General features: G+C 56.5%; 24 protein-coding genes. 12 read left to right on the forward strand and 12 right to left on the reverse strand.

What is annotated here, in order from left to right; translation table 11 throughout:
- Positions 1 to 9: 9 nt before the first annotated feature.
- Positions 10 to 1,059 (reverse strand): bifunctional monoglucosyl/glucuronosyl diacylglycerol synthase, encoded by a 1,050-nt coding sequence (locus tag ACIQT8_RS10590; protein ID WP_138791147.1) that lies wholly within the window; start codon positions 1,057 to 1,059, stop codon positions 10 to 12.
- A gap of 110 nt (positions 1,060 to 1,169) precedes the next feature.
- On the reverse strand, positions 1,170 to 2,090 hold the full coding sequence (locus ACIQT8_RS10595) for a sugar kinase (protein ID WP_400965011.1): 921 nt from the start codon (positions 2,088 to 2,090) through the stop codon (positions 1,170 to 1,172).
- A gap of 154 nt (positions 2,091 to 2,244) precedes the next feature.
- On the opposite strand from ACIQT8_RS10595, the gene ACIQT8_RS10600 reads away from it, so the two are divergent.
- Both ACIQT8_RS10600 and aac(6') read left to right on the forward strand, forming a co-directional pair.
- A complete protein-coding gene (locus ACIQT8_RS10600; protein ID WP_400965012.1) occupies positions 2,245 to 3,909 on the forward strand; it encodes an alpha-glucosidase family protein in 1,665 nt (554 codons plus the stop codon).
- 14 nt (positions 3,910 to 3,923) lie between these two features.
- Positions 3,924 to 4,364, forward strand: coding sequence for an aminoglycoside 6'-N-acetyltransferase (gene aac(6'), locus ACIQT8_RS10605; protein WP_400965413.1), 441 nt, complete (start codon positions 3,924 to 3,926; stop codon positions 4,362 to 4,364).
- A gap of 34 nt (positions 4,365 to 4,398) precedes the next feature.
- Here aac(6') and ade read toward each other — a convergent pair whose 3' ends face one another.
- On the reverse strand, positions 4,399 to 6,093 hold the full coding sequence (gene ade / locus ACIQT8_RS10610; RefSeq protein ID WP_400965013.1) for an adenine deaminase: 1,695 nt from the start codon (positions 6,091 to 6,093) through the stop codon (positions 4,399 to 4,401).
- A 136-nt stretch (positions 6,094 to 6,229) separates the two neighbouring features.
- Entirely contained in the window at positions 6,230 to 7,336 is a 1,107-nt protein-coding gene (locus ACIQT8_RS10615) for a branched-chain amino acid ABC transporter substrate-binding protein (protein WP_138791143.1), read from the reverse strand.
- 285 nt (positions 7,337 to 7,621) lie between these two features.
- Here ACIQT8_RS10615 and ACIQT8_RS10620 point away from each other — a divergent pair, with 285 nt between their 5' ends.
- Positions 7,622 to 8,797, forward strand: coding sequence for a DUF3095 domain-containing protein (locus tag ACIQT8_RS10620; RefSeq protein WP_138791142.1), 1,176 nt, complete (start codon positions 7,622 to 7,624; stop codon positions 8,795 to 8,797).
- An 80-nt stretch (positions 8,798 to 8,877) separates the two neighbouring features.
- On the opposite strand, the gene ACIQT8_RS10625 is transcribed toward ACIQT8_RS10620, so the two are convergent.
- The 4 genes from ACIQT8_RS10625 to ACIQT8_RS10640 form a co-directional block, all read right to left on the reverse strand.
- The gene (locus ACIQT8_RS10625; RefSeq protein WP_138791141.1) at positions 8,878 to 9,198 is read right to left on the reverse strand and encodes a helix-turn-helix transcriptional regulator; all 321 of its coding nucleotides are present in this window, start codon (positions 9,196 to 9,198) and stop codon (positions 8,878 to 8,880) included.
- 517 nt (positions 9,199 to 9,715) lie between these two features.
- Complete coding sequence (choV, locus tag ACIQT8_RS10630; protein ID WP_400965014.1) at positions 9,716 to 10,762, reverse strand: choline ABC transporter ATP-binding protein; 1,047 nt, start codon at positions 10,760 to 10,762, stop codon at positions 9,716 to 9,718.
- A complete protein-coding gene (choW, locus tag ACIQT8_RS10635) occupies positions 10,759 to 11,610 on the reverse strand; it encodes a choline ABC transporter permease subunit (RefSeq protein ID WP_262523133.1) in 852 nt (283 codons plus the stop codon). Before choW ends, choV begins: the two co-directional genes overlap by 4 nt.
- 337 nt (positions 11,611 to 11,947) lie before the next feature.
- Entirely contained in the window at positions 11,948 to 12,907 is a 960-nt protein-coding gene (locus tag ACIQT8_RS10640; RefSeq protein WP_138791138.1) for a choline ABC transporter substrate-binding protein, read from the reverse strand.
- A gap of 227 nt (positions 12,908 to 13,134) precedes the next feature.
- Here ACIQT8_RS10640 and ACIQT8_RS10645 point away from each other — a divergent pair, with 227 nt between their 5' ends.
- From ACIQT8_RS10645 to ACIQT8_RS10655, 3 genes are all read left to right on the forward strand, one after another.
- Entirely contained in the window at positions 13,135 to 13,716 is a 582-nt protein-coding gene (locus ACIQT8_RS10645) for a thymidine kinase (RefSeq protein WP_138791137.1), read from the forward strand.
- Positions 13,717 to 13,830: 114 nt separating this feature from the next.
- The gene (locus ACIQT8_RS10650; protein ID WP_138791136.1) at positions 13,831 to 14,283 is read left to right on the forward strand and encodes a pseudoazurin; all 453 of its coding nucleotides are present in this window, start codon (positions 13,831 to 13,833) and stop codon (positions 14,281 to 14,283) included.
- Positions 14,284 to 14,476: 193 nt separating this feature from the next.
- Positions 14,477 to 15,634: a DUF2333 family protein gene (locus ACIQT8_RS10655; protein WP_400965015.1), complete on the forward strand. Its 1,158-nt coding sequence runs from the start codon at positions 14,477 to 14,479 to the stop codon at positions 15,632 to 15,634.
- Between the two features lie 10 nt (positions 15,635 to 15,644).
- Here ACIQT8_RS10655 and ACIQT8_RS10660 read toward each other — a convergent pair whose 3' ends face one another.
- A complete protein-coding gene (locus ACIQT8_RS10660) occupies positions 15,645 to 16,361 on the reverse strand; it encodes a helix-turn-helix transcriptional regulator (protein ID WP_400965016.1) in 717 nt (238 codons plus the stop codon).
- Positions 16,362 to 16,459: 98 nt separating this feature from the next.
- A complete protein-coding gene (locus tag ACIQT8_RS10665; RefSeq protein WP_138791133.1) occupies positions 16,460 to 16,981 on the reverse strand; it encodes a TIGR00645 family protein in 522 nt (173 codons plus the stop codon).
- Positions 16,982 to 17,350: 369 nt separating this feature from the next.
- On the opposite strand from ACIQT8_RS10665, the gene ACIQT8_RS10670 reads away from it, so the two are divergent.
- Complete coding sequence (locus ACIQT8_RS10670) at positions 17,351 to 19,612, forward strand: TonB-dependent hemoglobin/transferrin/lactoferrin family receptor (protein ID WP_262523128.1); 2,262 nt, start codon at positions 17,351 to 17,353, stop codon at positions 19,610 to 19,612.
- 53 nt (positions 19,613 to 19,665) lie between these two features.
- Here ACIQT8_RS10670 and ACIQT8_RS10675 read toward each other — a convergent pair whose 3' ends face one another.
- The gene (locus ACIQT8_RS10675; protein WP_400965017.1) at positions 19,666 to 20,517 is read right to left on the reverse strand and encodes an extensin family protein; all 852 of its coding nucleotides are present in this window, start codon (positions 20,515 to 20,517) and stop codon (positions 19,666 to 19,668) included.
- A gap of 317 nt (positions 20,518 to 20,834) precedes the next feature.
- Here ACIQT8_RS10675 and ACIQT8_RS10680 point away from each other — a divergent pair, with 317 nt between their 5' ends.
- The 5 genes from ACIQT8_RS10680 to queF all read left to right on the forward strand — a co-directional run bounded on the left by ACIQT8_RS10680 (position 20,835) and on the right by queF (position 26,012).
- Complete coding sequence (locus ACIQT8_RS10680) at positions 20,835 to 23,024, forward strand: anthranilate synthase (RefSeq protein ID WP_262523126.1); 2,190 nt, start codon at positions 20,835 to 20,837, stop codon at positions 23,022 to 23,024.
- 94 nt (positions 23,025 to 23,118) lie between these two features.
- Positions 23,119 to 23,751: a LysE family translocator gene (locus ACIQT8_RS10685; protein ID WP_400965018.1), complete on the forward strand. Its 633-nt coding sequence runs from the start codon at positions 23,119 to 23,121 to the stop codon at positions 23,749 to 23,751.
- A gap of 187 nt (positions 23,752 to 23,938) precedes the next feature.
- A complete protein-coding gene (locus ACIQT8_RS10690; RefSeq protein WP_400965019.1) occupies positions 23,939 to 24,475 on the forward strand; it encodes a glyoxalase superfamily protein in 537 nt (178 codons plus the stop codon).
- Between the two features lie 153 nt (positions 24,476 to 24,628).
- Positions 24,629 to 25,531, forward strand: a complete 903-nt coding sequence (locus ACIQT8_RS10695; RefSeq protein ID WP_262523122.1) for a cation diffusion facilitator family transporter — start codon at positions 24,629 to 24,631, stop codon at positions 25,529 to 25,531.
- A gap of 16 nt (positions 25,532 to 25,547) precedes the next feature.
- Positions 25,548 to 26,012: a preQ(1) synthase gene (gene queF, locus ACIQT8_RS10700; protein ID WP_138791127.1), complete on the forward strand. Its 465-nt coding sequence runs from the start codon at positions 25,548 to 25,550 to the stop codon at positions 26,010 to 26,012.
- Between the two features lie 67 nt (positions 26,013 to 26,079).
- On the opposite strand, the gene ACIQT8_RS10705 is transcribed toward queF, so the two are convergent.
- A complete protein-coding gene (locus ACIQT8_RS10705) occupies positions 26,080 to 26,814 on the reverse strand; it encodes a DUF2076 domain-containing protein (RefSeq protein ID WP_400965020.1) in 735 nt (244 codons plus the stop codon).
- Between the last annotated feature and the right edge of the window lie 149 nt (positions 26,815 to 26,963).

The following is a 26,963-nucleotide window of genomic DNA, read 5'->3' on the forward strand; positions in this document are numbered from 1 at the left end:
TTCGTTTTGTCAGGCCAGGCGCGATTGCGGTAAGCGAGGCAGGTTCTTGCCTGCCGCCTGGATTACGTTGTCGAGGAACTGCCGGGAGGCTTTTTCCCAACTGTAGTTTTTCGAGAGCGCCAGTGCTCCCTCCGCTGAGCAGGAGAGCGCAGCCAGGCACGCGTTTCGGAGGTCGTTGTCCAGTGCGCCAGCCTCAGGATTGTCGCCGAGAATGTCGATCGGTCCGGTAACCGGAAACGCCGCCACCGGCACGCCGCTTGCAAGCGCTTCCAGGATGGTGTTGCCGAACGTGTCTGTTTTTGATGGGAAGACAAATACATCCGCTTGCGCGTAAGCGTCGGCGAGGGCTTCGCCGGTCTTTACGCCCGTAAACAGCACGTCGGGATATTTTTCCTGCAATTCGGCGCGTGCGGGGCCGTCTCCGACGACGACCTTCGAACCCGGCAGATCGAGGTCGAGGAATTCGGGCAGGTTTTTCTCAATCGCGACACGACCGACCGTCATGAAGATCGGGCGCGGCAGATCGAAGGGGAGGGATGTTTTTGGACGCGGGTGGAACAGGTGCGCGTCGATACCACGGCTCCAGCGTCTGAGGTTTCTGACGCCGCGCGCCTCAAGTTCGGTTTCAAGGCTCTGGGTTGCGACCATGCATGTGTTGCCCCCGTTGTGAAACCAGCGAACGAAGGCGTAAAGCCAGCGCTCCGGGACCGGGAAGCGGGCTGCGACATATTCGGGGAAGCGCGTGTGGTAGCTGGTCGAAAACCGCATCCTGTTTTTTACGCACCAGCGTCGCGCCATAAAACCGAGCGGACCTTCCGTTGCGATATGGACGAAGGACGGCTGGCTTTTCTCGATCTCGGCGGCCACACGGCGATATCCGGCGACGGACAGGCGGATCTCGGGATAGGTCGGGCAGGGTATGCTGTGGAAATTCTGTGGTGTCACCATGCGGACGTCGACGCCAAGGCGGGCCAATTCCAGGTTGGTGTTTTCAATCGAGCGAACCACGCCGTTGACCTGCGGGTGCCAGGCATCTGTGACAATCGTGATTCTCGTCATGAACAGCCGATCCTGCTTGCATCCGCGTCGCCGAATCCCGATTTGCGCGGTTTCGGACCGTATATGCGGCGTGCGTGTTACAGGATCATGTCAGTTGGCAGGGCGGCGCTTCAGCCAACCAGCGGCAGAAGCTCCGGGCTGATCAATGCACCGTGGTGGCCGATCACGACAGCAGCGGCCTCGGCAGCAAAGCTTGCTGCCTCGTCTGGCGCGCTGCCGGTCACGTAGCGAGCGAGGAACGCGCCGTTAAAGCTGTCGCCTGCGCTGGTGGTATCCACCACGTCTACAGCCTGGACCGCAGGTGCATGGCTGCGCTGACCGCCGAAGTCGAGCGTGGCGCCTTTCGCACCGTCCTTGACGACGATGTCGACGACGCCGAGTGCGCGGTAGCGATCGATTGTCGCTTCGACGGACGTGTCGCCGAAATGGGTCGCTTCGTCATCGAAGCTCGGCATCACCAGTGTCGCGGCGCGCGCGCCCTGCGAAACGGTGTCGAGCATCGTCGCCTTGTCGGCCCACAGACGAGGGCGGATATTTGGATCGAAAACCACGCGCTTACCGGCCGCCTTGGCGCGGCGCAGTTCCGACAGGAAGGTCTCCACCGCGTTTGGCGAGGACAGGACTGCAAGGGTAATGCCGGAGAAATAGATCAGATCGGCGTTTTCGATCGTCTTGCGCAGGTGATCGGCATCATCGGCAAGCTGCCGTGCCGCCGAGGCATTGCGCCAGTAACTAAAGGTCCGTTCGCCGTTCTTGAGGTTGATGAGGTAGAGGCCCGGTGTACCACCTTTGATGCGGCGGATGCTGTGCGTGCCGATCCCTGCTGCCTCGATGAAAGCCAGCATGTCCTCTGAAAGGCTGTCGTCGCCAAGTCCAGTGAAGTAATCCACCAACCAATCGTCCGGCAGGCAGGCCCGTGCGTACCAGGCCGTGTTGAAGGTGTCGCCTGCGAAGCCTTTGCGCAGCAGCCCGTCTCCGGCTTGAGACAGTTCCACCATGCACTCGCCAATCGAAAGAAACCGTCCACCCACGCCTTGATCCTCCACTCGCTCTTGCGTTCGAATTACGACGCCTGACTTTGCCTGACAAGTCCATTGCGACGGATTGTGTGCATTTGCGAAGTTGCCGTTTACGGCAGGGCGACAGCTTTATATTCTGGGATTCGCCGCCATCAGGAGAGCCTCCATGCAGCCAACCCATGCCCCGGTTCAGAAACCTCTTGTGCAATCGGATTGGTGGAGGGGAGCGGTGATCTATCAGGTCTATCCGCGATCTTTTCAGGACACGACCGGGGACGGATATGGCGATCTTGCCGGCGTAACCAGGCGTTTGCCCTATATTGCCTCGCTCGGTGTGGACGGCATATGGCTCTCACCGTTCTTCACCTCGCCGATGGCCGATATGGGCTATGATGTTTCCGATTATTGCGATGTCGATCCGTTGTTTGGGACATTGGCTGACTTCGACGCGCTGATCGCGGAGGCGCATCGGCTCGGCTTGAAGGTCATCATCGATCAGGTGATCTCGCATACTTCCGACAAACACTCCTGGTTTGTGGAAAGCCGCGCCAGCCGCATCAATCCGAAAGCCGACTGGTATGTCTGGGCCAATCCGAAGCCGGATGGCACCGCGCCGACCAATTGGCTGTCTGTGTTCGGTGGACCCGCATGGGAATGGGACGGCGTGCGTAAGCAATATTACATGCACAGCTTTCTGGGCTCGCAACCGGACCTGAATTTCCACAATCCCGATGTTCAGGATGCGCTGCTCGAAACCGTCAAGTTCTGGCTGGAGCGTGGGGTCGACGGCTTCCGGCTGGACACCGTCAACCACTATTTCCACGACAAGCTGCTGCGCGATAACCCGCCGCTGTTCGACGAGGAAAGTTTCGGCCTCGATGCATCGGACGTGAACCCCTACGGCATGCAGGATCATCTCTACGACAAGACGCGGCCGGAAAACATCGATTTTCTCAAACGGTTTCGTGCTCTAATGGATCAGTACGACGACCGGGCCACGGTTGGTGAAGTCGGAGACGGGGCGAGGTCGCTGAAGACTGTTGCCGCCTACACGTCCGGCAACGACAAGCTCAACATGTGTTACACGTTCGATCTGCTCGGGCCGGATTTTACGGCACGGCATCTGCGCAACTCGGTTGAAGGCTTTCAGAAGGCCGTCACAGATGGCTGGGTCTGCTGGGCCTTTTCAAATCATGATGTGGTTCGCCATCTCAGCCGGTTTACGGAAAATGTCGAGGAACAGACGCGTGTTGCGAAGCTTGCAATCTGCGTGCTGGCGAGCCTTCGGGGTTCGATCTGCCTGTATCAGGGCGAGGAGCTGGCTCTGACGGAGGCTGAGCTTGCTTTTGAGGATCTTCGCGATCCCTACGGCATCCGCTTCTGGCCGGCTTTCAAAGGACGGGATGGGTGCCGCACGCCCATGCCCTGGGAAACGGGTATGCCGAATGCCGGGTTTTCGACTGCGGAGAAACCATGGCTTCCGGTGCCCTACGCTCATGCGATGCTGGCAGCGGATGGGCAGCAGCGCAAAGCGGAGTCGGTTCTGAACCACTATCGCGCGGTGCTGGCCTTTCGCAAAGGTCATGGTGCATTGCGCGATGGCGATATGCACTTTCTCAAGACCAATCTCGATGTTCTGGCCTTTACCCGCACCAAGGGAGAGGAGACGTTGCTCTTCGTCTTCAATCTCACCCGCGATCCCGTGGAGTTCCCTGTTCCGAAGGGTACTGTGATCAAGGACATCACGCCGATGCCGGGCTTCACGCCGCTGTTCGGTGCAGGTGTGGTGACCCTTGAAGGGCTGGATGTTTTTTGCGGGATCATTGCGTGACGGGGCCGGTCGTCATCAAGGCCGGCATCGCCTGTCTGGATGACTGGTCACGACTGCGATCTCTTTTATGGCCCACAAGCTCGCTTGCCGAGCATAAAGCCGAACTGCAGACGTGCTCGGACAGGCAGGCCGGCTTGGTCGCCTACAGTGCGGAGGGAGTTGCTGTCGGCTTCGTCGAAGCAAGTCTGCGGCATGACTACGTCAATGGTTGTCAGACGTCGCCCGTGGCGTTCCTTGAAGGGGTTTACGTTGAGGAGGCGTTTCGAAAGCAGGGTGTTGCCGCTGCGTTGATCGCGGAAGTCACACAATGGGCGGCCAGCAAAGGCGTGACCGAACTCGCCTCCGATGCGGATATTGCCAACATCGCTTCTCATTGCATGCACGCGGCTCTGGGTTTTGAGGAAACGGAACGCGTCGTCTACTTCCGCAAGATCCTGCCGGCACCAAAGAGTTAGCAGCGAACCTTAGGCTGGCAGCGTCTGGTTCGGCTCAGATCAGCGCAAAGCGATCCACGTCCACCATGCCCTTATCGGAAATCTTCAGGTGCGGAATGACGGGAAGCGGCAGGAAGGCGACCTGAAGGAAAGGCTCTTCCAGCGTCGTTCCGAGCGCGTAAGCCGTCTTGCGCAGATCGTGCAATGTGTCGCGAACCGTCTCGTAAGGCTCGAGGCTCATCAGGCCAGCAATCGGCAGTGCGATTTCACCCATTACCTTGCCATCCGCAACGACAACGAAACCGCCATTGATTTCGCCGAGGCGATTGGCGGCAAGCGCCATATCGTCCTCATTGACGCCGACGACGCAGATATTGTGGCTGTCATGTCCAACGGTGGATGCGATAGCACCCTTCTTCAGGCCGAAACCTTGCACAAACCCGTTGGCATGATTGCCGTTTTTGCCGTGCCGCTCAATCACCGCGACCTTTATGATGTCGTTGGTGAGATCGACGCTGGTCTGGTTTCCATCTGTCGGCAGCTTGTAGCGGCGATGTTCGGTAATGATCTTGCCGGGCAACACCCCAATCACCGGGCTTTCGCTGTCCGTCGCCGGAACGCCGAAATGTGCTGCGAGCACGTGTCGTGCCTTGACGCTGTCGAGGCCAACCGGGGCGACAGGTTTGCGTGTGGCAAACAAGTCGTCGTTGACGATCCTGCCGGCCGACAGTACCAGGCCTGCCTTGCAGTTCTGCAGCGTGTCGATCACCACGAGATCGGCGCGCCAGCCCGGAGCAACGAGGCCGCGATCGCGAAGGCCGAAAGCCTTTGCAGCCGAAATGGAGGCGGCGCGATAGATGGCAAGTGGTTCGACGCCGTTGGCGATGGCGGTACGGATCATGTAGTCGAGATGGCCCTGTTCGGCGATGTCGAGTGGATTGCGATCATCCGTGCAGAGTGCCAGAAACGGCGACAAGCGTTCGGTTATGATGGACATCAGGGCGTGCAGATCTTTCGATACAGAACCTTCGCGCACAAGAATGTGCATACCCTTGCGGATCTTCTCCAGCGCCTCTGTGGCAGTCGTGCATTCGTGTTCGGTGCGGATGCCCGCGGAGAGATAGCCGTTTAGCGCCGTCCCGGAGAGAAGCGGCGCATGGCCGTCAATGTGCTGGCCCTGAAATGCCTCCAGTTTTGCCATGCATACGGGGTCCTTGTGGACAACACCCGGAAAGTTCATGAACTCGGCAAGGCCGATAACTTTCGGATGGTTCCGGAATGGCAGAAGCTTTTCTATTGGCAGATCGGCACCTGCCGTTTCCAGATGTGTCGCGGGCACGCAAGAGGACAATTGCACCCGGATGTCCATGATGGTTTCCAGGGCGGAATCCAGGAAGAAACGGATGCCTTCCTCGCCAAGAACGTTGGCGATTTCGTGGGGATCACAGATTGCGGTCGTGACACCGTAGGGTAGGACGCATCGGTCGAATTCATGCGGCGTGACCAGCGATGATTCGATGTGAAGATGAGTATCGATGAAACCCGGCACGACGATCTTGCCGGTAATGTCGATCTCCTGACGACCCGTGTAGGTTTCCGTCGTGCCGACAATGGTGTCGCCGCAAATGGCAATATCCGACGCGACAAGTTCGCCCGTCACCAGATCGAAGAAACGGCCTCCCTTGAGAACGATATCCGCTGGTTCACGGCCGGTACCCTGGTCAATGCGCGCTTCAAGTGTGGAAACCATGTCGGACTTTCTTCGATTCATCTTTATCCGACCCTAAAGATGGAAGTGACAGAGCGCAACAACTGGCGCTTCGCGCTCAACTGTCTGATCGTACATCGGCCCGAAGATTGCCTCCGGGCCGACGATATGTTGAAGCTTATTCAGCAGCGACGATCTTGCCGTCCTGCCACTTGTAGAGTGTGAAGGCCTGCGAGGTCAGATCGCCGGTCTCGCCGTAGGTGACCTTGCCGATCGACGTTGCAAAGGCGTCGCCGCTCTTCAGGGCGGTGGCAACAGCTTCGGAATCTTCAGCGCTTCCCGCCTTTTCGATACCGGCTTTCAACACTTCAACTGCCGCATAGGCATTGAGCGTGAATGCTTCTGCCGGAATGTTGGCAGCTGCCAGCGCGTCTGCCGCAGCCTTGGAATCTGCATTCTTCAGGGCGTCGGAGGCGTTGGTGAACAACGTGCCCTCAGCGGCCTTGGTGCCGATGTTCCAGAATTCGCTGTTGGAAAGGCCGTCGCCACCGATAACGACAGCCTTGGAACCGGCGTCATTGAGCTGGCGGACCAGCAGGCCCGCTTCAGGGTGGTAACCACCGAAGTAGATGACGTCGGTGTTTTCCGACTTCAGGCGAGCCGTCAATGCACCCAGATCCTTTTCACCTGGGGTCAAGGCGTCATAGAAAACTTCGGTGACGCCACCAGCGTTCAGCGTTGCCTTGAAGGAGTCGGCGAGACCCTTGCCGTAGGCGCCCTTGTCATGAATGATGGCGACCTTCTTGTCCTTCAGGTTTGCCAGCACATACTTCGCGGCGACTTCGGCCTGCTGGTCATCACGGCCGCAAGTGCGCAGAACGTTGGAAAGACCACGGTTCGTCAGGTCGGGAGCGGTTGCCGTCGGCGTTACCATCAGGATGCCGTTTTCAGCAAAAACGTCGGAGGCCGGAATGGCGACGCCGGAGGTCACCGGGCCGACAACAAAACGGATGCCGTCAGCAACGAGCTGGTTGGCGGCAGAAACGCCCTGCTTGGGTTCACCACCGTCATCGGCGAGCTTCAGCACGACCTGTTCGCCGAGGATGCCGCCCTTCTTGTTGATTTCGTTGACGGCGGTCTGGGCGCCGTTCTTGACCTGGTCACCATAAGCGGCGACCGGGCCGGTCAGAGGTGCAATCAGGCCGATGACGATTTCGGCATGGGCGAGCGGTGCGAAGGCGAAGGACGCTGCGAGCGTCACGCTGGTCAAAGTCTTCAGTTTCATCCTGGTATCTCCTTGGAATGGGTCCTGGACCCGGTATGCGCCTCGTCCGCAGCCTGTTTTCGTTTTGCAGACGTCGCGACGCGAAAACCCGTTTCATATTTGAATTCCGAGTGTTCAAACCAGTTCATAGGAAAGGTTTGATGGTTTAGGCAAGCGGCCTTTGAAGCTATACGGTTCATAGTTGGTAAATCGATTGCGATCAGCCCCTGAAACGCGTGGTTTGAATATACACCTGTGGCATTGCGAATGCTTGGCGTTTGGTGCGCGTTGGAGGATAATGACGGCATGAGAACAGTCGACGACGAATTCCTGGCCGCACTTCCTGTGTTCCAGCACTTTGAGGATGTTGCCGATCCGGCCCTTTATCGCGCCCTGCCGCAAGGCTGGGCTTTGGCGATTGCCGATATTGTCGATTCGACCGCAGCTATTGGTGCTGGTCGATACAAGACCGTCAACATGGCGGGGGCTGCCGTCATCTCAGGGGTTTCAAACAGCCTCAAGCGGCATGATCTGCCTTTCGTTTTCGGTGGCGATGGGGCAGCAGTGGCTGTGCCGCCGCATACACTGGAGATTGCCAGTGCCGCGCTTTCAAATGTGCAGCGCTGGGTGAAGGACGAACTCGACCTGACCATGCGTGTGGCGCTGGTTCCCGTTGCCGAGATACGGGAAAACGGTTTCGACGTGCGCGTTGCGCGTTTTCAGGCGAGCGAGGATGTTTCCTATGCGATGTTTTCGGGCGGCGGCAACAGCTGGGCGGAAGCGCGCATGAAAGAGGGGCGTTATGGTGTGCCTGAAGCGGAAACGGGTGCGCGGCCCGATCTGACGGGGCTTTCCTGTCGCTGGAATCCGATCGAGGCGACACATGGCAAGATTGTTTCCATCATTGCGGTGCCGGGCCCGTCACAGGATATGCAGGCGTTTCGGGCGCTGGTGGCGGATATTGTTGAGCTTGCCGGCGATGATGCCCGGCAGGGGCATCCCGTGCCGGAAGATGGGCCAAAGCTCGGTTTCGTGCGCGAAGGGCTCGGCCTGGAAGCACATGCGCGCTCAGGCTACCATGATCGTGTCGGGGCGATCCGCAGTTCTCTGCGTATCCTGGCAGAGAGTTTTTTGATCAATATCCTTCAAATCACAGGGCTTTCGCTCGGGCGGTTCAATGCGGCGCGTTACCGCCGGTCCGTTGCCAGCAACACAGATTTCAGGAAGTTCGATGACGGATTGAAAATGACAGTCGATATGGACGCGGCGCGACTTGAGAGCCTGCGGACACGACTGGAAAGAGGCCGTGTTACGGGTGCCTGTTATTATGGGCTGCATGAGCAGGATGCTGCTCTGATGACCTGCATCGTACCGTCGCCATTATCGAGGGACCACATGCATTTCGTTGACGGTGCATCGGGTGGATATGCGGCTGCCGCCAACAAGCTGAAACAGCAGGCTTCGATCGTTTCCGCAGCCTGAGCCTCAAAACAAAAAACCGGCCTGAAGCCGGTTTCGGGTATCATCTTTCAAAAGTGCGAGCGCCAGCGCCAGCCTGAATATCAGGCGGCAGTGCGGCTGCTCTTCTGCGACTGACAATAGATCTCTTCAAGCGATGCGAGGATCTTCTTCACCGATTCAGAATTGCTGGAATAATAAATCGTCTGAGCGTCGCGGCGTGTCTTGACCAGTCGCTGTGCGCGCAACTTGGAAAGATGCTGCGAAAGAGCGGATTGGCTCAGACCGACCTGGGAGGCAAGCACTCCGACAGGGACTTCGGTGTCCACGAGCGTACAAAGAATCAGCAGACGTTTTGGATTCGCCATTGCCGAAAGCAGATCCGCAGCGGCGATACTATGATCCGACAGAGATTCGTTGTCCATGCGCTCAAGTCTCCTAATGACAGTCGAAACGACGGTCATGGTGGCTATTAACCGGTGTTCGATGGGGCGTTTTAATGTTCTACGATCGCGTTGTATATACTTAAATTTAGCTTATGTCGTGTTCCTTTTTCTGAGTATTGTTAGATGATGCTCTACTTGGGACTTCATGACTAATTTGCTTACCTTATGCCTGTTTTTTGTCTGAAATCATGAGTATTCATGTTGTCGGCATAACATTTGCGACACTTCACTGGCTAAAAAATAAGCGTCGTACTTTCGGTTAATGCAGCGCGATTTCGGCTTCGATGATCGCTGTCCCCTTAAATTTAGCAATCGCTTCAAAAGCTATGCTTGAGCTTGTGCGATTTTTTTTAGTTTGCAATCGCATTCTTGTTAAAATGGTTGTTCCATACAATCTTTTTTTTGGAACTTGCATTCCAGATACAGTTTTCTTGTTCCAGGAACAAAAAAGAAGGCTTCCGCGGTTGCGAAAGCCTTCTTGGAACCTGGTGCAATGTCATTTTTTGCGGTGTCGAGTCAGGCCGCTGACGATGTCATCCGCCGAAATCGTGCCGACGATTGAGCCGTTGTCGACGACGCCGATTGCGCCGGAATGTTTCGACAAAGCGTCGAGAATATCGATGAGAGGAGACGTGGGGCGGGCCGTTGCGGCAACCGCCAGATGCCCGTTCTTTTCTCCAATGCCGCGCGTCATGACATCCGCTGCAGTCAGCATGGAAATCGGGTTCATGTTTTGGACGAAGTCCGCGACATATTGTGTGGCCGGATGTTTGACGATTTGTTGCGGTGTGCCGCACTGGATGATACGCCCGCCCTCCATCATCGCGATCCGGTTGCCGATACGGAATGCCTCATCCAGGTCGTGACTGACAAACAGGATGGTTTTCTTCAGGCGGCTTTGAAACTCCAGAAGTTCGTCCTGAAGGCGGCTTCGAATGAGCGGGTCGAGCGCTGAAAACGGTTCATCCATCAGCAAGATCGGTGCGCCCGTTGCAAAGGCCCGGGCCAGTCCGACGCGCTGTTGCATGCCTCCGGATAGTTCTCCGACCTTTTTGTTCGCCCACTCGGAAAGATTGACGAGTTCCAGTTGTTCATCGACGAGGCGCTTGCGTTCCGCCTCGGGCACACCGGCAAGTTCCAGGCCGAATCCTACGTTCTCTGCAACATTGCGCCAGGGCAAAAGGCCGAATTGCTGAAACACCATCGACACCGTGTGCATGCGCAGATCGCGCAGCGACTTCGCCGTCGTGCGATAAGGATCGACGTAACCGGATTTGGTCTTGATGGAGACATTGCCGCGCACGACCGGCGCAAGTCCGTTGACAGCGCGAACCAGAGTGGATTTTCCGGAGCCGGAAAGCCCCATGAGAACGAGGATTTCGCCTTCCTTCACCGCGAGCGATGCGTTGGCGACGCCAAGCACCAGCCCCGTTTTCGCGTTGATTTCCTCGCGGGATCTGCCCATGTCGATCAGCGACAGAGCGAGTTCTGGCCTGTTGCCGAAGACGATGTCGACATTTCCGAAAATGATTGCGTCCGTCACAGGTCGTCCTCCGAGCCGGGAAGGCGGAACAGTCGGTCCAGAACAATCGCCAATATGACGATGCACAGGCCGGCTTCGAAGCCCATCGCGATGTTGACGGTGTTGAGCGCACGTACCACTGGCACGCCGAGGCCGTTTGCACCGACGAGGGCGGAAATCACCACCATCGACAGCGACAGCATGATGGTCTGGGTCAGCCCTGCCATGATCTGAGGGGCTGCAAATGGCAGTTCGACCTTGCGAAGTACCTGTCCCGGCGTTGCACCGAAGGCAACGGCGGCTTCAACAAGCGCCGGCGGTGTTGAGATGATACCGAGGCGGGTCAAGCGAATCGGTGCTGGAATGGCAAAGATTACCGTGGCGATCAGGCCGGGAACCATGCCGAGCCCGAAAAGAACCAGCGCGGGGATAAGATAAACGAAGGTCGGGATCGTCTGCATCAGATCGAGAACCGGACGCATGGCCGCGTAAATCCATTTGCGGCGTGCAGCCAGAATTCCAAGCGGTATGCCGATAATCATGCACACTGCGCTTGCGGCAATCACAAGCGCAAGGGTTTCCGTCGTCGCTTTCCAGTAGCCGAGATTGATGATGAGAAGCAGCCCGAGGATGGTGAAAATCGGCATACCGACCGAGCGGCGTGTCCATGCGGACAGTGCGGTCAGAATTGCGACAATCACAAGCGGGTGTGGTGTCTGGAGGACATATAGCAAAGCGTCGATGACGCTTTGGAAAATGAACGAGAGCCAGTCGAAGAAAAATGCGAGATTTCCAGTCAGCCAGTCGATGGCTTCCTTGGCGTATCGGCCGACGGGCAAACGGTTTTCAGGGGCGCTGAGCCATTCCACGGTAAGACGAGACCTTTCGCGAACAGATTCAGGGACGACGGCGGGCAGTTCGGGCTTGGAACCTGTGAAATGGATCGAAATGATGACGGGTATTGCATCAGTCTACTTGTTGCAGCCTTTGGCGGAGCCACTGACCTCACCCTTCGGCTTTTGTCGCAGTCCTCGCCATTTCGATCCGTTTCATAGATTCTGACATTGCCTTGCCAGACGCCGGGCGAGCGCTTGGCGCTCGACGCGACAGAATTTCGCGGCCAACGCCATGCACGGATATCATGTCATGCCCCGCTCGTCCGGGTATGTCAAAAGACACCCCGGATCAGCATCGCATGTCTTCGCTTTAGAGGCCCAATGCCTTCTTCACGGCTGGTAGGGCATCCGCGCTGCCATCCTTGGTCTTGACGTTGGCAAGCCATGGCTCGATTGCCGAAGGATTGGCTTTCAACCAGGCTGTCGCTGCGGCTTCGCCCTCAAGGCCGTCATTCAGAATCTTGCCCATGATCTCGTTTTCCATGGGCAGCGAGAACTGCAGGTTCTTGAGCAATGTGCCGACGTTCGGGCATTCTTCCGTGTAGCCCTTGCGAACGTTGGTGTAGATCGTCGCGCCGCCGAGATTCGGGCCGAAAACGTCGTCACCGCCGGTCAGATAGGCCAGCTTGAAATTCGCGTTCATCGGATGCGGTTCCCAGCCGAGGAAGACGATCGGTTCACCGGATTTTTCTGCACGGGCGACCTGCGCCAGCATGCCCTGTTCGGACGATTCGACGACCTCGAAGCTCTTGAGGCCAAATGTGTCCTTGGCAACCATATCGAGGATCAGGCGGTTTCCGTCATTTCCCGGTTCAATGCCGTAGATCTTACCACTGAGAGCATCACTGTGGGTGGCGATATCCTTGAAATCCTTGATGCCGAGTTCGGCGCCCTTGGCGTTGGTCGCCAGCGTGTATTTGGCGCCCGTGAGGTTTTCACGGACAGTTTCGACGGACTTGTCTTCGCGATAGGGGGCAATGTCGCCTTCCATGGTCGGCATCCAGTTGCCGAGGAAGACGTCGATGTCCTTGTTCTTGAGCGAGGTGTAGGTGACGGGGACCGAGAGAAGCTTGACGTCGGTTTCGTAGCCAAGGCTTTTCAAAATCACGGTTGCCGTGGCGGTTGTGGCGGTGATGTCGGTCCAGCCGACGTCGGAGAAGCGCACCGTACCACAACTTGCGGGCTCTGCGGCCTGCGCGCTGGCTGCACCGAGGGCCAGCGTGGAGATTGCTGCGGCCAGCGCCAGACAGCGATTTCTATTTGCAAACATTGCTTGCTCCCTTTTCAGTTCCCTTGCCATTATCAATATCTGCACCGCACAATCAACTCATGCGCATTTGCGTGTTTTGGCGCACCGTTTGCGACACTGAGGATGAAAACGGCCTTGTCCTGCGTCGAATCAAGGCTTCTTCCTTCGTGGAAATCTGTGGTTTTTATGCTGTGCCACTTTTCATCGCGGCCCATCCCCGGCAAAAGACGCCGCACAAGGAGTGGATGATGGCCAAGCTCTATTTCAATTATGCTGCGATGAACGCCGGCAAGTCGACCATGCTGTTGCAAGCATCCTACAACTATCAGGAGCGCGGCATGCGCACCCTGATTTTTACGGCTGCCTTTGATGACAGGGCGGGTGTTGGCAAGGTTGCCTCGCGCATCGGCCTCTCCTCGGATGCCCTGACTTTTGACGAAAGCACTGACATCTTCGCCGAAGTACAGGTGTTGCACGAGCAGGCGGCAATCGCCTGTCTCTTCATCGATGAGGCTCATTTCCTTTCCGAACATCATGTCTGGCAATTGGCGCATATTGCCGACAAGCTGAATATCCCGGTGATGGCCTATGGCCTGCGGACGGATTTCCAGGGCAAACTGTTTCCTGCGTCGAGGGAGTTGCTCGCCATTGCCGATGAGCTGCGCGAAATCCGCACCATCTGCCACTGCGGCCGCAAGGCGACGATGGTGGCGCGTTTCGATCAGCAAGGAAAAGTCGTCAAGGACGGTGCTCAGATCGATGTCGGTGGTAACGAGAAATATGTGTCGTTCTGCCGTCGCCACTGGGTGGAGACCGTCAAGGAAGGCTGATGCTCCGCGTCGCCTTGCCGCATTTGATTTTTCTCAAAGAGGTCGATTCTGCCTGAGTGCTAACACCGCGCCTGCGCATTCGCGCCAATGTGGTGTCCCTCAGGAGCAGAAGACATGCAGAATAAGATCGCCCAATTCATCACGCTTGCAGCCATGACAGGGCTGTTCGCATTTCCCGCGGCGTCGGCCGAGATCGAAATCAAGATGCTGAACAAGGGCAGCGACGGTCAGGCGATGGTATTCGAACCGGCTGCTGTCAAAGCGGCCGTGGGCGACGTGATCGTTTTCGTTCCGGTTGACAAGGGGCATGATGCTGCAGCGGTGAAAGACATGCTCCCCGAAGGCGTTGCGGATTTCAAAGGCAAGATGAACGAGACGCTGAAGGTCACGGTCGACAAGGAAGGGGCCTATGTCGTCAAATGCACGCCGCATGTGGGCATGGGCATGGTCGCTTTGGTGGTCGTTGGTGATGCGGCGCCCGCCAATCTGGATGCGGTGAAAAACGGCAAGTTGCCCAAGAAGGCCAAAGAGCGTCTGGAAGCGGAGATTGCAAAGCTCGGTCTCTGACGGCCTCCGTCATTTCGCTTCGATTGTACGGACCACGGGTTGAGAAAAGTTTCGCAATCGTGTTGCATCCACATCGACCGGAACATATCTGGAAGAGCGAAACCGGCCACAATGTCGGCCCAGGGATGGGCGGCGTCCTTGATGTGACGCCTCTCGTCCTTTCGTCCCGCCGGACTGAGGAGAACATGACGACATGATCGACCGGATTAACGCTTTGATTCAGGCTGTATTCAGTGCCATTGGCAAGGCTGTCAGTGTTTTCGTGGCGTGGCTGCTTTGGCCGTTTCTCGCCGCACACGGTTGGTACCGGGGTCGGCACTGGACGGTGAAGGGGCCGGTTGCTCTCGTTCTCATCGGACTTGTGGGATTTTACGGCTATTTCGTCTGGCAGACACAAGTCTGGACGAATTTCGACCCTGACTATGTAAGTCGTTACAAACTGTCCGAGCGCGCCGTTCCGGCGGGCCAGGAATTGCCTGATGCTGCGGCCGGTGCTTCCACACAGACAACGTCCAGCGCTGCCAGCACTGCAGCGCCCGTCTGCCAGAGATCCGCTATTGTCGACGTGGCTGCCGATCTGACCGATTTCAACGTTAACCAGAACGCCTGGATTTCCTCCATGCTGCTTTACAGGTTGGGGCTGTTCGGGATCGATTGGGACAGCACCCCTTTCCTCGACAACAAGGCGTCGTTTCAGCGTGGTATCAATCAGGCGGTACGTCGTACGTCGATCGAACTGGTGGATACGCTTGGTCGCGTCCGTGGAACCTCCGGCATCAATAACAATCTTCAGGAAGCGCGTGGCAACATGCAGTTCAGCGAGTATTCCTGGTATTTCGGCCTCGACCCGTTCGGTCCGAAAACGCCGACGCCAAGCTATTACCGCGCCGCCATCCGGAGCTTCCAGGCATTCAACGGCGAACTCGTTGCCTGCAAGGCGGTGTTCGACACCCGCGCCGACAACCTGATCCAGTTTATCGACCGTATCGCCGGCGATATCGGGGCGACCTCGGCGATCCTGCGCGAGCGTTCCGAGAATTATAACGGTGGCTGGTTCGATACACGCGCTGATGATCGCTTCTGGTTCGCTTACGGTCAGCTCTACGGATATTACGGGGTGCTCTCTGCAGCAGGTTCGGACTTCGCGCAGGTCATTCGTGAGCGTAACCTGACCAATCTCTGGAACGACACTTTGGCGCAGACGCGCGCTGCACTGCGCATTCAGCCAGCCATCATTTCGAACGGCGAGGAAAGCGGCTGGATCATGCCATCGCACCTCGCAACCATGGGTTTTTATGTCCTGCGGGTGCGTTCGAACCTGGTGGAGCTGCGCTCCGTACTGGATCGCTAGGCCGCCGCGTTTAGTTGATGAGTTTCAGGCGAATGGTCTTTGCGACGAGCTGGGTGCGATTGACGCAATCCAGCTTGCGCATGGCGTTGTTCATATAGGCGTTGACCGTATGCTCCGAGATTGACAGGATCTCGGCAATTTCAACCGATGTCTTGCCTTGCGCTGTCCAGCGCACAACGTCCAATTCTCGTTTTGTCAGTGGCGACGGACTCTTGATCCCTGTCCGGCAGAGGCGATCGTAAATCTCGAAAGCGTGAAGACAGATCATGCCCAGTTCGTTGAGCGCAGCCTGCGGCAGATGTGTGCGATCACCGCCAAAGGTCAGGAGATGTTTACCTCCGTTCAGACCATTCAGTGGAATGGTCAGCCCGCATGTGATGCCGATGCCACGGAAGGAATCCGTTGTCAGCGCGATCGCGCCCGGCAAGGCATCGTCTTCATCCATGGACCAATATTGAGGGACAAGCGATGACATGCCGCAACGGATGGCTGCACAGTCGTTCGGAGGGCCGTGATGGCCCACTTCACGGATGATCCATTGCGGCAGTGTGGTTTCCAGAATGACGGCGGACACGCCGGAGCCTGCCGTCGAAGGGATTTTCAGTAGCGTGACATGCGCGTAGCCAAATTCGTAGGCCAGATTCGTCAAGGCCGCCAGCCAGTCTTCCGTATTGGCGGAAGCTGAGAATTGTTGGCTGAGGTTCGATTGGCGGCCAAGCGTCAGCATTCAAGCAACGCTGTCCGGTAGGGTGCCGCTTTCGGCAACGAAGAATATGCGGGAAAAGCGAACACGGTACCCAGACCTCGTAACAATTGGATTCTGATTTATATGGCCGGGTTCTCGGGTTTGTCCTTCGACTTCGCCATCAGTTTTTCGAGGTAGCCAAGCATGACTGCCGACACGACGAACGCCAGATGCATGATGGTGAACCACATCAGCTTGCTGTCTGTGTATTGGTTGGCGTTCAGGAAGATCTGCAGGAGATGGATGGACGAGATTGCCACGATCGACGATGCGACCTTGATCTTCAGGCTGCCAGCATCGAGCTTTCCGAGGAAGGAAACCTCACCGTCGGCTTCATCAAAACGGCTGACAAAGTTTTCGTAACCCGAAATCATCACCATCACAATGAGGCTGGCAACCAGCGCGGCATCGATCAGACCCAGCATCGCAAGGATCATATCGGCTTCGTCGTAGTTGAAAACGTTCTTCGCGACCTTGAAAAATTTGAGCGCGAACGAAAACGCATAGACAGCAAGTGCGGCAACAAGGCCGAGATAAAAAGCGACGAGTAGCCAGCGGCTGGAGAGAATGATCCGCTCAACGAGCAGTTCAAGAGACTTCATTGTCCGTATCCGTTTGATTATCTGTTATGTTTGTTATTGGCAAAACGAAGCTGCCATCTAATCTGGCAGGCAATATTGTATCAAGTACGAATATGCGGACTTTGAATTTGCCGCTGCATTTTTACAGATATTTCCGTTTTTTCACCCGCAGCAACATTTTGTTACATTTTTGCAACGCAGCAAACTACTTTAAAATATGATGCTTCGAGTCATGTTTAATATGTTGACAGTTAATGTCATGTTTTTTAGTCCTCAAATAACGGCAAAGCCGTAACAAATCATAACAGTTTCCGCCGTGTTCACAGCTCGGGGCGCTTTTTCGCGCGCCGGTGTTTTCGTGCGCGCGGCGTACCGGGGGTAGTATAATTCATGTCCATTCTGCGCTCACATTCCGCGCTGCTTCTTTGCACAGCCATGGTCTTCCTTCCGATTGCAGCGGCAGCGCAATCTCAGGAAAACACCTCACAGACCAACGGCACAACATCGCTTGACCAGATTGTGGTGAAGGGCAAGCGCGTTAAGGCTGGTAGCACAGTTGCCGATACGCCTCTTGCGACCGAAACGACTGCAGCAACAATCCAGAATAAGCAGATTACGAGCATTGAGGATTTGGGACGTGTCGCTCAGCCTGGAGTGTCATTCAACCGGAGCAATGGTTCCGTCAACATTCGAGGCCTTGAAGGCGACCGCGTGCTGACCACAATCGACGGAATTCCAGTAAGGTATCTTTCAGACGCCACTCGAGGTGCTACTGGTGGTCTAGATACTTTCAATTTCTCCTCTCTCTCTGCCGTTGATGTCGTTCGTGGTGCAGATTCGAGCCGTGCCGGATCAGGGGCTCTTGGGGGCGTCCTTGGTCTGCGCACACTTGAACCTGAAGACCTCATTCAAGATGGCCGCGATTGGGGTGGCGTCGCAAAGTTCACCTTTGACAGCGCTGATACGAGTTACGATCCTTCAATTGCAGTGGCAAAGAAGATCGAAAATACCTCGATCATGTTTCAGGGCGGATACAAGAAAGGCAAGGAGCGTAAGACCAACGGAGGTGTCGACAGCTACGGCACAACCCGCACTAAGGCCAATCCTTCTGATTACGATCAGCACAACTTACTCTTTAAGTTACGACAAGACTTGGAAGGGGGGCATCGCATAGGATTGACGGCAGAAAGTTTCCGCATCGATCGTGATACGGACTCCAAGATCAATCAGGTGGCTGTGCTGGGTCCGCGCGACAACTACCTTCCCGGAAATTATTCTACGAATAACGCATCCGCTCGCGATCGCATTTCTCTTGACTATAACTATGAGGCAATTGGTGAGGACGGCCCGATCGACAACGCCTGGGCGTCGCTATATTGGCAAAGACAGTCTCGCGAAACCGGATATACTGGATATCGTTCCACAAGCGTGGTTGGTAATATCAGCCGTCTCAATGACTACGATGAAAACAGCTTCGGCCTGATTGGCGCGTTGCAGAAAGATTTCTCAACCGGACAACTCAATCACGACGTCACATTTGGTTTTGATCTTTCGAGAAGCACCTCTGAACAATACTCATCCGGTGTTGATAATTGCCGCTTGCCTTATACTGGTGCGTTCGCTGCTTGCGCAAACCTGCACACCAATCAGGCTGATACGCCCAAGGTCGATAGCAACCGGATTGGTTTCTTCCTTGATGACAAAATCGGATTTGGTTCCAGTGGCTTTTCTTTGACCCCAGGCATCCGTTTCGACTGGGTCGAACATACACCGAAGATGACGCCAGAGTACGCCCGCAATACCAATCGCCCCGCACTGCCCGGCGAGTTTGACGATGTGGGAATTTCACCTAAGGTGCGCGCTGCGTACGACGTTTCTGAGAAAGTGGAGCTGTACGCGCAGTGGGCCATGGGTTTCCGCGCTCCGAATGCGGGTGAACTGTATAGCGTATTCGGTGGCCCAGGAACCTATCTACGTCTTGGCAACCCTAATCTTGAGTCCGAGACGAGCAACGGATTTGAAATTGGGGCCAACTTTGGCGACGACGATCTCGGTGGACGTATCAATCTCTTCTACAATCGCTACAAAAACTTCATTGAAACGGCGAGTCTGACAGCCAGCGAGGCGGCAGCTCTCGGATATGACCTCAATAACTATCGACAGGGTGGTATTACGCGAGGTGTGAATCTTGACCGGGCGCGTATTTATGGTGCGGAACTCTCTGCTCATACCCGCTTCGACAATGGTTTCAGCCTACGTGCTGGTCTGGCCTACGCGAACGGCAAAAATCTCGATAATGGCAGCTTCCTTCAGTCGGTTTCACCTCTCAAGGGCGTTATAAGTGCTGCTTATGATACTGAGACATGGGGTGTCGGGATCGACTGGATTGCTGCAAACGGTGGACGGGGCAAAGACATCATCACCAACGGTCAGAGAAGTTATTTCTCGACGCCGGGTTATGGTATCGTTGACTTGACTGCTTGGTACGAGCCTGAGCAGGTTAAGGGTCTACGGATCAATGCCGGCATCTATAACGTCTTCGACAAGACATATTACGATTATGCCACGGCTCGCACTGCGGGTTCTCAGGCCAACGAGTTCTATTCCGAACCTGGCCGTTCGTTCAAAATCTCTCTGACACAGCGGTTCTAAGGCAGCTAAACTTCATCTCCAGTCGGGGGCGGCCTTTGGTCGCCCCTTTTTTATTATCGGCAATAGAGAAAATCGCCTTTTCGTTCCAGAACGTCCAGGTGCAAATGATCCTGATGGGTGGCGTCGCTGCCTGGGGAGAGGACCGTTCGGAAAAACAGGCAGGCTGCGGCGGTAATCGTTCTCTGGAAGGCGCCTTCGGGTGTTCCGTCCTCCGTGCGCGGCTTCATTACCAGCGGTTCGCCCTTGTCGAAGGCGATGGTGGAAATATCGACGGCGTTACCTTTGGCATGTTCGGAAATCTTGCCATTTTCGGCGCTGTTGCGATTGCGGCAAACATATGTGGACGCGTTGGCGATTGCTGTCACCTTGCGGTCGGGAAAGGCGAGGTTCGCGGCTGGCAGCATCATGTCCTTTGTCCAGCGAGAAAGTGCCAGCGCAGCCTCGCAACGCATCGTTCCCGCTGGCTCAAGCTTGATCCCAGGCAATATTTCCGACAGTTCGATGGGTGATGCGATGCCGCAGCCTGCGTCCTCATCGCGGATGGGTGCGTGTGTCTTGAACCCGGCGCCTATCTCCTTCAATGCGCCCAGGCAGGCCTGAAGGGCCGCGGGATCTTCTTCTTTGACCGGTTCTGGCTGCTCCTCTTCAGGCTTCGCCGTTTCCTCTACTGGCTTTGACGGCTCACTGGACTTCTTTTCGTCCTCGCCGTGAACGGGCTCTGAAGATTTCTCGCTTTGGGGAGGCGCAGGTTTGGGTGTTGGCTTTTGGGTTTCCGACGGTTCTTGCGTCTCGCCGGGTACGGTTTGCTGGTCCGGCTTGGGCTGCGGAACGGGCACATCGGGCGGCGGTTCTGCGGCGGAAATCATCAGAAAACTTGCCAGAAGAAAAAATACGCGATGCAGCATTTAGCCGTAGCCTCCTTACGGTCAGGTCCGGGATGAACGCATCGGCGGCGGGTATGGTTCAGCGGCTTCTCGTTCGCGGTCATGCATGCCGTGCAAACTCAAGGGAATCTTTGCTTGCCAACGGCCTTTCGTCGCGCTAACAATTTTCGCCATGAACATCGTGTCCAAGAACATTGCTAACTGGTGGTGGAGCAGCTTTACGCGGCCTTGACCAGTCATGTTCACAAGACAAGTCCAAGCCGCCCGAAATTTCAGGCGGCTTTTTTGTTATTCTGCCGCCTGTCATCGGGTCTGAACAACGGGAAGTACGAGAGAAAATGGTAACGATCATTCAGGATGACGGTGGCGAAGTTTACGAGACGAAAGGCGGCATCAAGGTCAGCCGTCAGCGCCGTGCAGCCGACTACGCCAATGCGATCGACAACTATGTCGAAAAGCTTGATACCCAGCGTGGTGCGGTTTTCTCGTCCAACTACGAATATCCGGGTCGGTACACCCGTTGGGACACGGCGATCATCGATCCGCCGCTCGGTATTTCCTGCTTTGGTCGCAAGATGTGGATCGAGGCCTATAACGGCCGCGGCGAGGTTCTGCTGTCCTTCATCACCGAGAAGCTGAAGGCGACCCCTGATCTGACGCTTGGTGCCTCCACGACACGCCGGCTTGATCTGACGATCAACGAACCGGACCGTGTCTTTACGGAAGAAGAACGTTCGAAAATCCCCACCGTCTTCACCGCGTTGCGGGCCATTGTCGATCTGTTCTATTCCAGTGCCGACTCGGCCATCGGCCTGTTCGGGGCCTTCGGTTACGATCTGGCGTTCCAGTTCGACGCGATCAAGCTGTCGCTTGCGCGCCCGGAAGACCAGCGCGATATGGTGCTGTTTCTCCCGGACGAAATTCTCGTTGTCGATCACTATTCCGCCAAAGCCTGGATTGATCGCTACGATTTCGAAAAGGGCGGGGTAACGACGGACGGCAAGTCTTCAGACATTGCGCCGGAACCGTTCAAGACCACGGATACCATTCCTCCGAAGGGAGACCATCGTCCCGGCGAATATGCAGAACTCGTGGTCAAGGCCAAGGAGAGCTTTCGTCGCGGCGATCTGTTCGAGGTCGTGCCTGGTCAGAAGTTCATGGAGCGTTGCGAGAGCAAGCCATCCGATATTTCTCGCCGCCTCAAGGCCATCAATCCGTCGCCTTATTCCTTCTTCATTAACCTTGGACATCAGGAATATTTGGTCGGCGCGTCGCCGGAGATGTTCGTCCGTGTCTCTGGCCGCCGCATTGAGACCTGCCCGATCTCGGGCACCATCAAGCGTGGTGACGATCCGATTGCCGATAGCGAGCAGATTCTCAAGCTCTTGAATTCCAAGAAGGATGAGTCTGAGCTGACGATGTGCTCGGACGTCGACCGCAACGACAAGAGCCGCGTTTGCGAGCCGGGGTCGGTCAAGGTTATCGGCCGCCGCCAGATCGAGATGTATTCGCGTCTGATCCATACCGTCGACCACATCGAAGGTCGCCTTCGCGACGACATGGATGCTTTCGACGGCTTCCTCAGCCACGCCTGGGCGGTCACAGTGACAGGCGCACCGAAGCTCTGGGCGATGCGCTTTATCGAAAGCCACGAAAAGAGCCCGCGTGCCTGGTATGGCGGGGCGATCGGCATGGTTGGCTTCAACGGCGATATGAACACCGGCCTGACGTTGCGCACCATTCGTATCAAGGACGGTATTGCCGAGGTTCGCGCCGGTGCGACGCTTCTCAACGATTCCAATCCGCAGGAGGAGGAAGCCGAAACGGAGCTGAAGGCATCGGCCATGATCGCCGCTATTCGCGACGCGAAAGCAACGAATTCGGCGTCCAGCAAACGCGATGCCGCCAAGGTTGGTCACGGTGTGAAGATCCTTCTCGTCGACCACGAAGACAGTTTCGTCCACACGCTCGCCAACTATTTCCGCCAGACCGGGGCGACGGTTTCGACCGTGCGCACGCCGGTTCCAGCCGAGGTGTTCGACCGCTTCCAGCCCGATCTCGTGGTGCTCTCGCCCGGACCAGGCAACCCGACCGACTTCGATTGTAAAGCGACGATCAAGGCCGCGCGTGCCCGCGATCTGCCGATCTTCGGTGTTTGCCTTGGCCTGCAGGCCCTGGCAGAAGCCTATGGTGGTGAACTTCGTCAGCTTGCTGTGCCAATGCACGGTAAGCCGTCCCGTATTCGCGTTCTGGAGCCGGGTCTGGTGTTCTCCGGTCTTGGCAAAGAGGTCACTGTCGGCCGCTATCACTCGATCTTCGCTGACCCTGCGACCTTGCACCGTGATTTCATCATCACGGCGGAAAGCGAAGACGGCACGATCATGGGTATCGAACATGCCAAGGAGCCTGTCGCAGCGGTCCAGTTCCATCCGGAATCGATCATGACGCTTGGTCAGGACGCGGGAATGCGGATGATCGAAAATGTTGTGGCGCATCTGGCGCGCAAAGCTAAAACGAAGGCGGCTTGATCGTCTCAGATCGGCGGCCTCGCACAGATGTCGCCGATCAATCATAATGCATGTATTTCGGTAAAGCTCCAGTCGCACGAAAGAGCGCGCAGCCATGCAGCATCTCGACCACCTTCTTCTTGTTTATGCAGCCTACATCATTGCCGTTGCCAGTCCTGGTCCGAGCAATATGGCGATTATGGGCGTTGCCATGAGCCAGGGGCGTAAACCGGGCTTGATGCTCGCACTTGGCGTGATTACCGGCTCGCTGTCCTGGGCAGCGCTCGCGGCGACAGGTCTTTCCGCCGTGCTTGCGACTTACGCGCATGCACTATTCGTCATCAAGATCGCCGGTGGTCTTTATCTCCTTTATCTGGCATTCAAGTCCGCCCGATCGGCCATGGCTCATCAGCCAGCCAAGGCGATGGTGGTAACGGAGGTTACGGTGCCGGACTATCGGGCCCTTTACCGTCGCGGATTGCTGTTGCACATCGCCAATCCAAAAGCCGTGCTCGGCTGGATTGCCATCATGTCGATCGGCCTTCAGCCTGGAGCGGATGCATCGACCCTGGCCGCTATCCTTGTCGGCTGCGGTCTTCTCGGCATTACCATTTTTTGTGGCTATGCCCTGTTGTTTTCAACCGCTCCGGCCATCCGCGTCTATCAGCGCAGCCGACGGTATATAGAAGGCGCTCTGGCGATGTTTTTCGGATTTGCAGGCATCCGGCTGTTACTCAGCCGTGCTTGATGCGGCTTTCCCCGATCGCTGAAATGGGTTAGAAAAGCGGCAGGTCGAATATAACCTGCCGCTCGCGCCCTTTGGTATGGTGAATGTATTCAGTTGCGCTTTCTTGACGTCCATCGTTGATGAGCGAACGTGTCGGCAAGGCGAGCACTGACAAGGCTTTCGCTCGATACGAAAGGACAAGGCAGAGATGCGCAACTATCTCGACGCCAAGTTGATGGCGCGTGCACTGAAGTCGTCGCTGGAACAGGGCGGCACAACCATTTCCCATTCGCAGGCATTGGAAATCGTCGCTCGGCAATTCGACTGCGACAACTGGAATGTGCTTGCAGCAAAAATCGAAGAGACGGAACGAGGAGCGGGGATCGGTTTCGACCGCGTCTCGCCGATCATCCGCATTTTTGATGAAGACAAGGCAAGGGAGTTCTATGTCGGGTTCCTAGGCTTCACGATCGACTGGGAACATCGCTTTGGTGAGAACTTCCCCCTCTACATGCAGGTTTCGCGTGCGGGCCTGAGCCTGCATCTGAGCGGCCATCACGGCGATGCAACGCCAGGCTCAAATGTGTTTGTCACGATGAAGGGTGTGCGCGCCTTTCAAAAGGAACTGGCAGCGAAGCAATACACCTTCATGAAGCCGGGTGTAGAGAGCGAACCCTGGGGTGACGTGATGCAGGTTACCGACCCTTTCAGCAATCGCATTCGTTTTTGTGAGCAACGCGACTGAAAATGGCTGATTTCCGCCAGGTCTTGACCTTTGAAGCGGTTTGAACGATAGAAAGCCGATATCGAACCGCGCACACGGGGCCAACCCGTGTGCGCGGTTCGTTTCGTTTTGGCAGCCAGTCCTGCAATTCATTCGCATCCGCACGGGGACACTATGAACAGCGAAGGTAACGCACTCGTCAGGAAGCTCGCATTCTGGGGTATTCCGCTTTCAATCGGTGTATTGGGCCTGAAGCTTTTGGCGTGGTGGGTCACGGGGTCGGTGGCGCTGCTTTCGGATGGTCTGGAATCGACGGTGAACGTGGTTGCGGCATTTGTAGCCTACTTCGTCATCCGCTATGCGCAAAAACCTGCCGATGACGATCATCAGTTCGGCCATCACAAGGCGGAGTACATGTCTGCCGTTCTGGAGGGGGTACTCATCGTTGTTGCCGCCCTTTTGATCGTGCAGGAGGCGTGGGGTGCGCTTTTCAATCCGCGCTTGCCCGAAGCACCTGTCCTTGGTCTTGCCATCAATGCTTTTGCCGGGGGGATCAACGCCGTCTGGGCGACTATTCTGATCCGCGTCGGCAAAAAATACGCGTCTCCCGCATTGAAGGCGGATGGGCATCACATCATGTCGGACGTCGTCACATCGGCCGGCGTTCTGATTGGTCTCGTTCTGGCCTTGCTGACCGGTTATGCTATCCTTGATCCGTTGCTTGCTGTCGTTGTCGCAATCAACATTCTGTTTCAAGGATCGAAAGTTATCCTGCATTCGCTGGGCGGTCTGATGGACCGGGCGGTCGAGCCGGAAGAAGACGAAGCCATCAAGAAGGCGATTGCCGACAATTGCGATGGTATCATTGGGGTGCACGACCTTAGAACCCGTCGTGCGGGCGCGGCCGCCTTTATCGATTTTCATGTTGTCGTGCCGGCAACCATGACGGTGCGGGAAGCGCATGATATTTGCGACCGCCTTGAAGATGCCATAAGGGACGTCATATCGGGCGCCAGCCTTGCCATTCACGTTGAGCCGGAAGGCGAAAAGGCCCACGGCGTGAAAGTCGTCTTATGAACCACAGGAGTTTTTTATGTCCGTGACGGATGTTTCCAGTCTTTCGCAGCTGGGCGCGAAAGTTGACACTCCAGAAAGCCCGGAAAAGGCCGTTCTCGAAAAAGTACCGAACGGCAATGCCGGTACCGATTACGTCGTGCGTTTTACCGCGCCGGAATTCACCTCGCTTTGCCCGATGACGGGTCAGCCGGATTTCGCCCACATTGTCATCGACTATATTCCGGGCGATTTTCTGGTGGAATCGAAGTCCCTGAAACTCTTCCTGCAATCGTTCCGCAACCATGGTGCGTTCCACGAGGATTGCTCAGTCTACATCGCCAAGCGTCTTGTTGACCTGCTGCAGCCGAAATGGCTTCGCATCGGTGCTTACTGGTATCCGCGCGGCGGAATTCCGATCGACGTATTCTGGCAGACTGGTGCGGCCCCGGAAGGCGTCTGGTTGCCGGATCAGGGCGTGGCGACGTATCGCGGTCGTGGCTGATCCGACGCCGTACGGCCGTTGAAAATTCGACGGTCGCTGCCTCTCGTGCTGAGGCAGCGGTGCATGATCAGGCGACGGAACTGTCGTCGCCTGAATCAAAATCCGTGTCGTTATTGTCGTCGTAGTCGGCTTGTTGCAGATCGTCATTGTCGTTCTGCTGGTCAGCGTCGCTACCGTAGTAGTTGTTGATGACGGTTTCTTCGACAGGCGCATTGCCTGCTGGATTGCCTCCGAAAGGTGATCCCAGGCCAAGCGACGACATGTGGTTGCTGAAAAGTCCGCTGAGCGAATTTGCGAGTAACATGCCACCCGCAACACCCGCTGCGGTACCAAGCGCCCCTTGCAGGAAGCTGCCGCCGGAAGACCGTCCGAAACCAGACGTCTGTCCGCTCCATGGTCCACCCGCTTGCGGCTGTTCATTGGCACGGCCCCACGGCCCCGCCGTCTGACCAGCCGTATCGTTGCGATAGACTGCTGCCGGTTGTGGAGCCGGCGGCGGCGTTTGCTGTTGACTGGTGCCGAAGATCGAACTCAGGAAACCGCCTTGCGTTCCCCGATGCTGGTCGGCGCTTCCCGTTTCTAGGTCGCGAATGCGTTCTTCAAGTTGGCGGATATGGGCCGCTGCCGCTTCTAGCCCTTTTTCCTGCACGATGACGGCCTGGGCGAGGTAATAGGGCGCGTCTGGTTGATCACGCACTTGATCGGCGATCCACGTTTCCGCCTCGCGGTCGCGCGGTGTTGCCGAGGCGGCTTTGGTCCTGTCGAAAAGGGCCTTGAGAAGTTGGGTTTCTTCCGGTGACATCTTGTGCCTCCTTACCGTGAAGCGAAAATCCACGATAAGGAGGTATGCTGCAATTCCGGCTTTTCAAAGCATCCGGAACTTTAAATTTCGGTAATGGTCTGGAGCATCCCAGGATCAGGTTTTGATCGTTAATACGACGTCTTTTCTGG

This window comes from Agrobacterium sp. NPDC090273, assembly GCF_044772305.1.
Taxonomy (GTDB): Bacteria; Pseudomonadota; Alphaproteobacteria; order Rhizobiales; family Rhizobiaceae; genus Agrobacterium.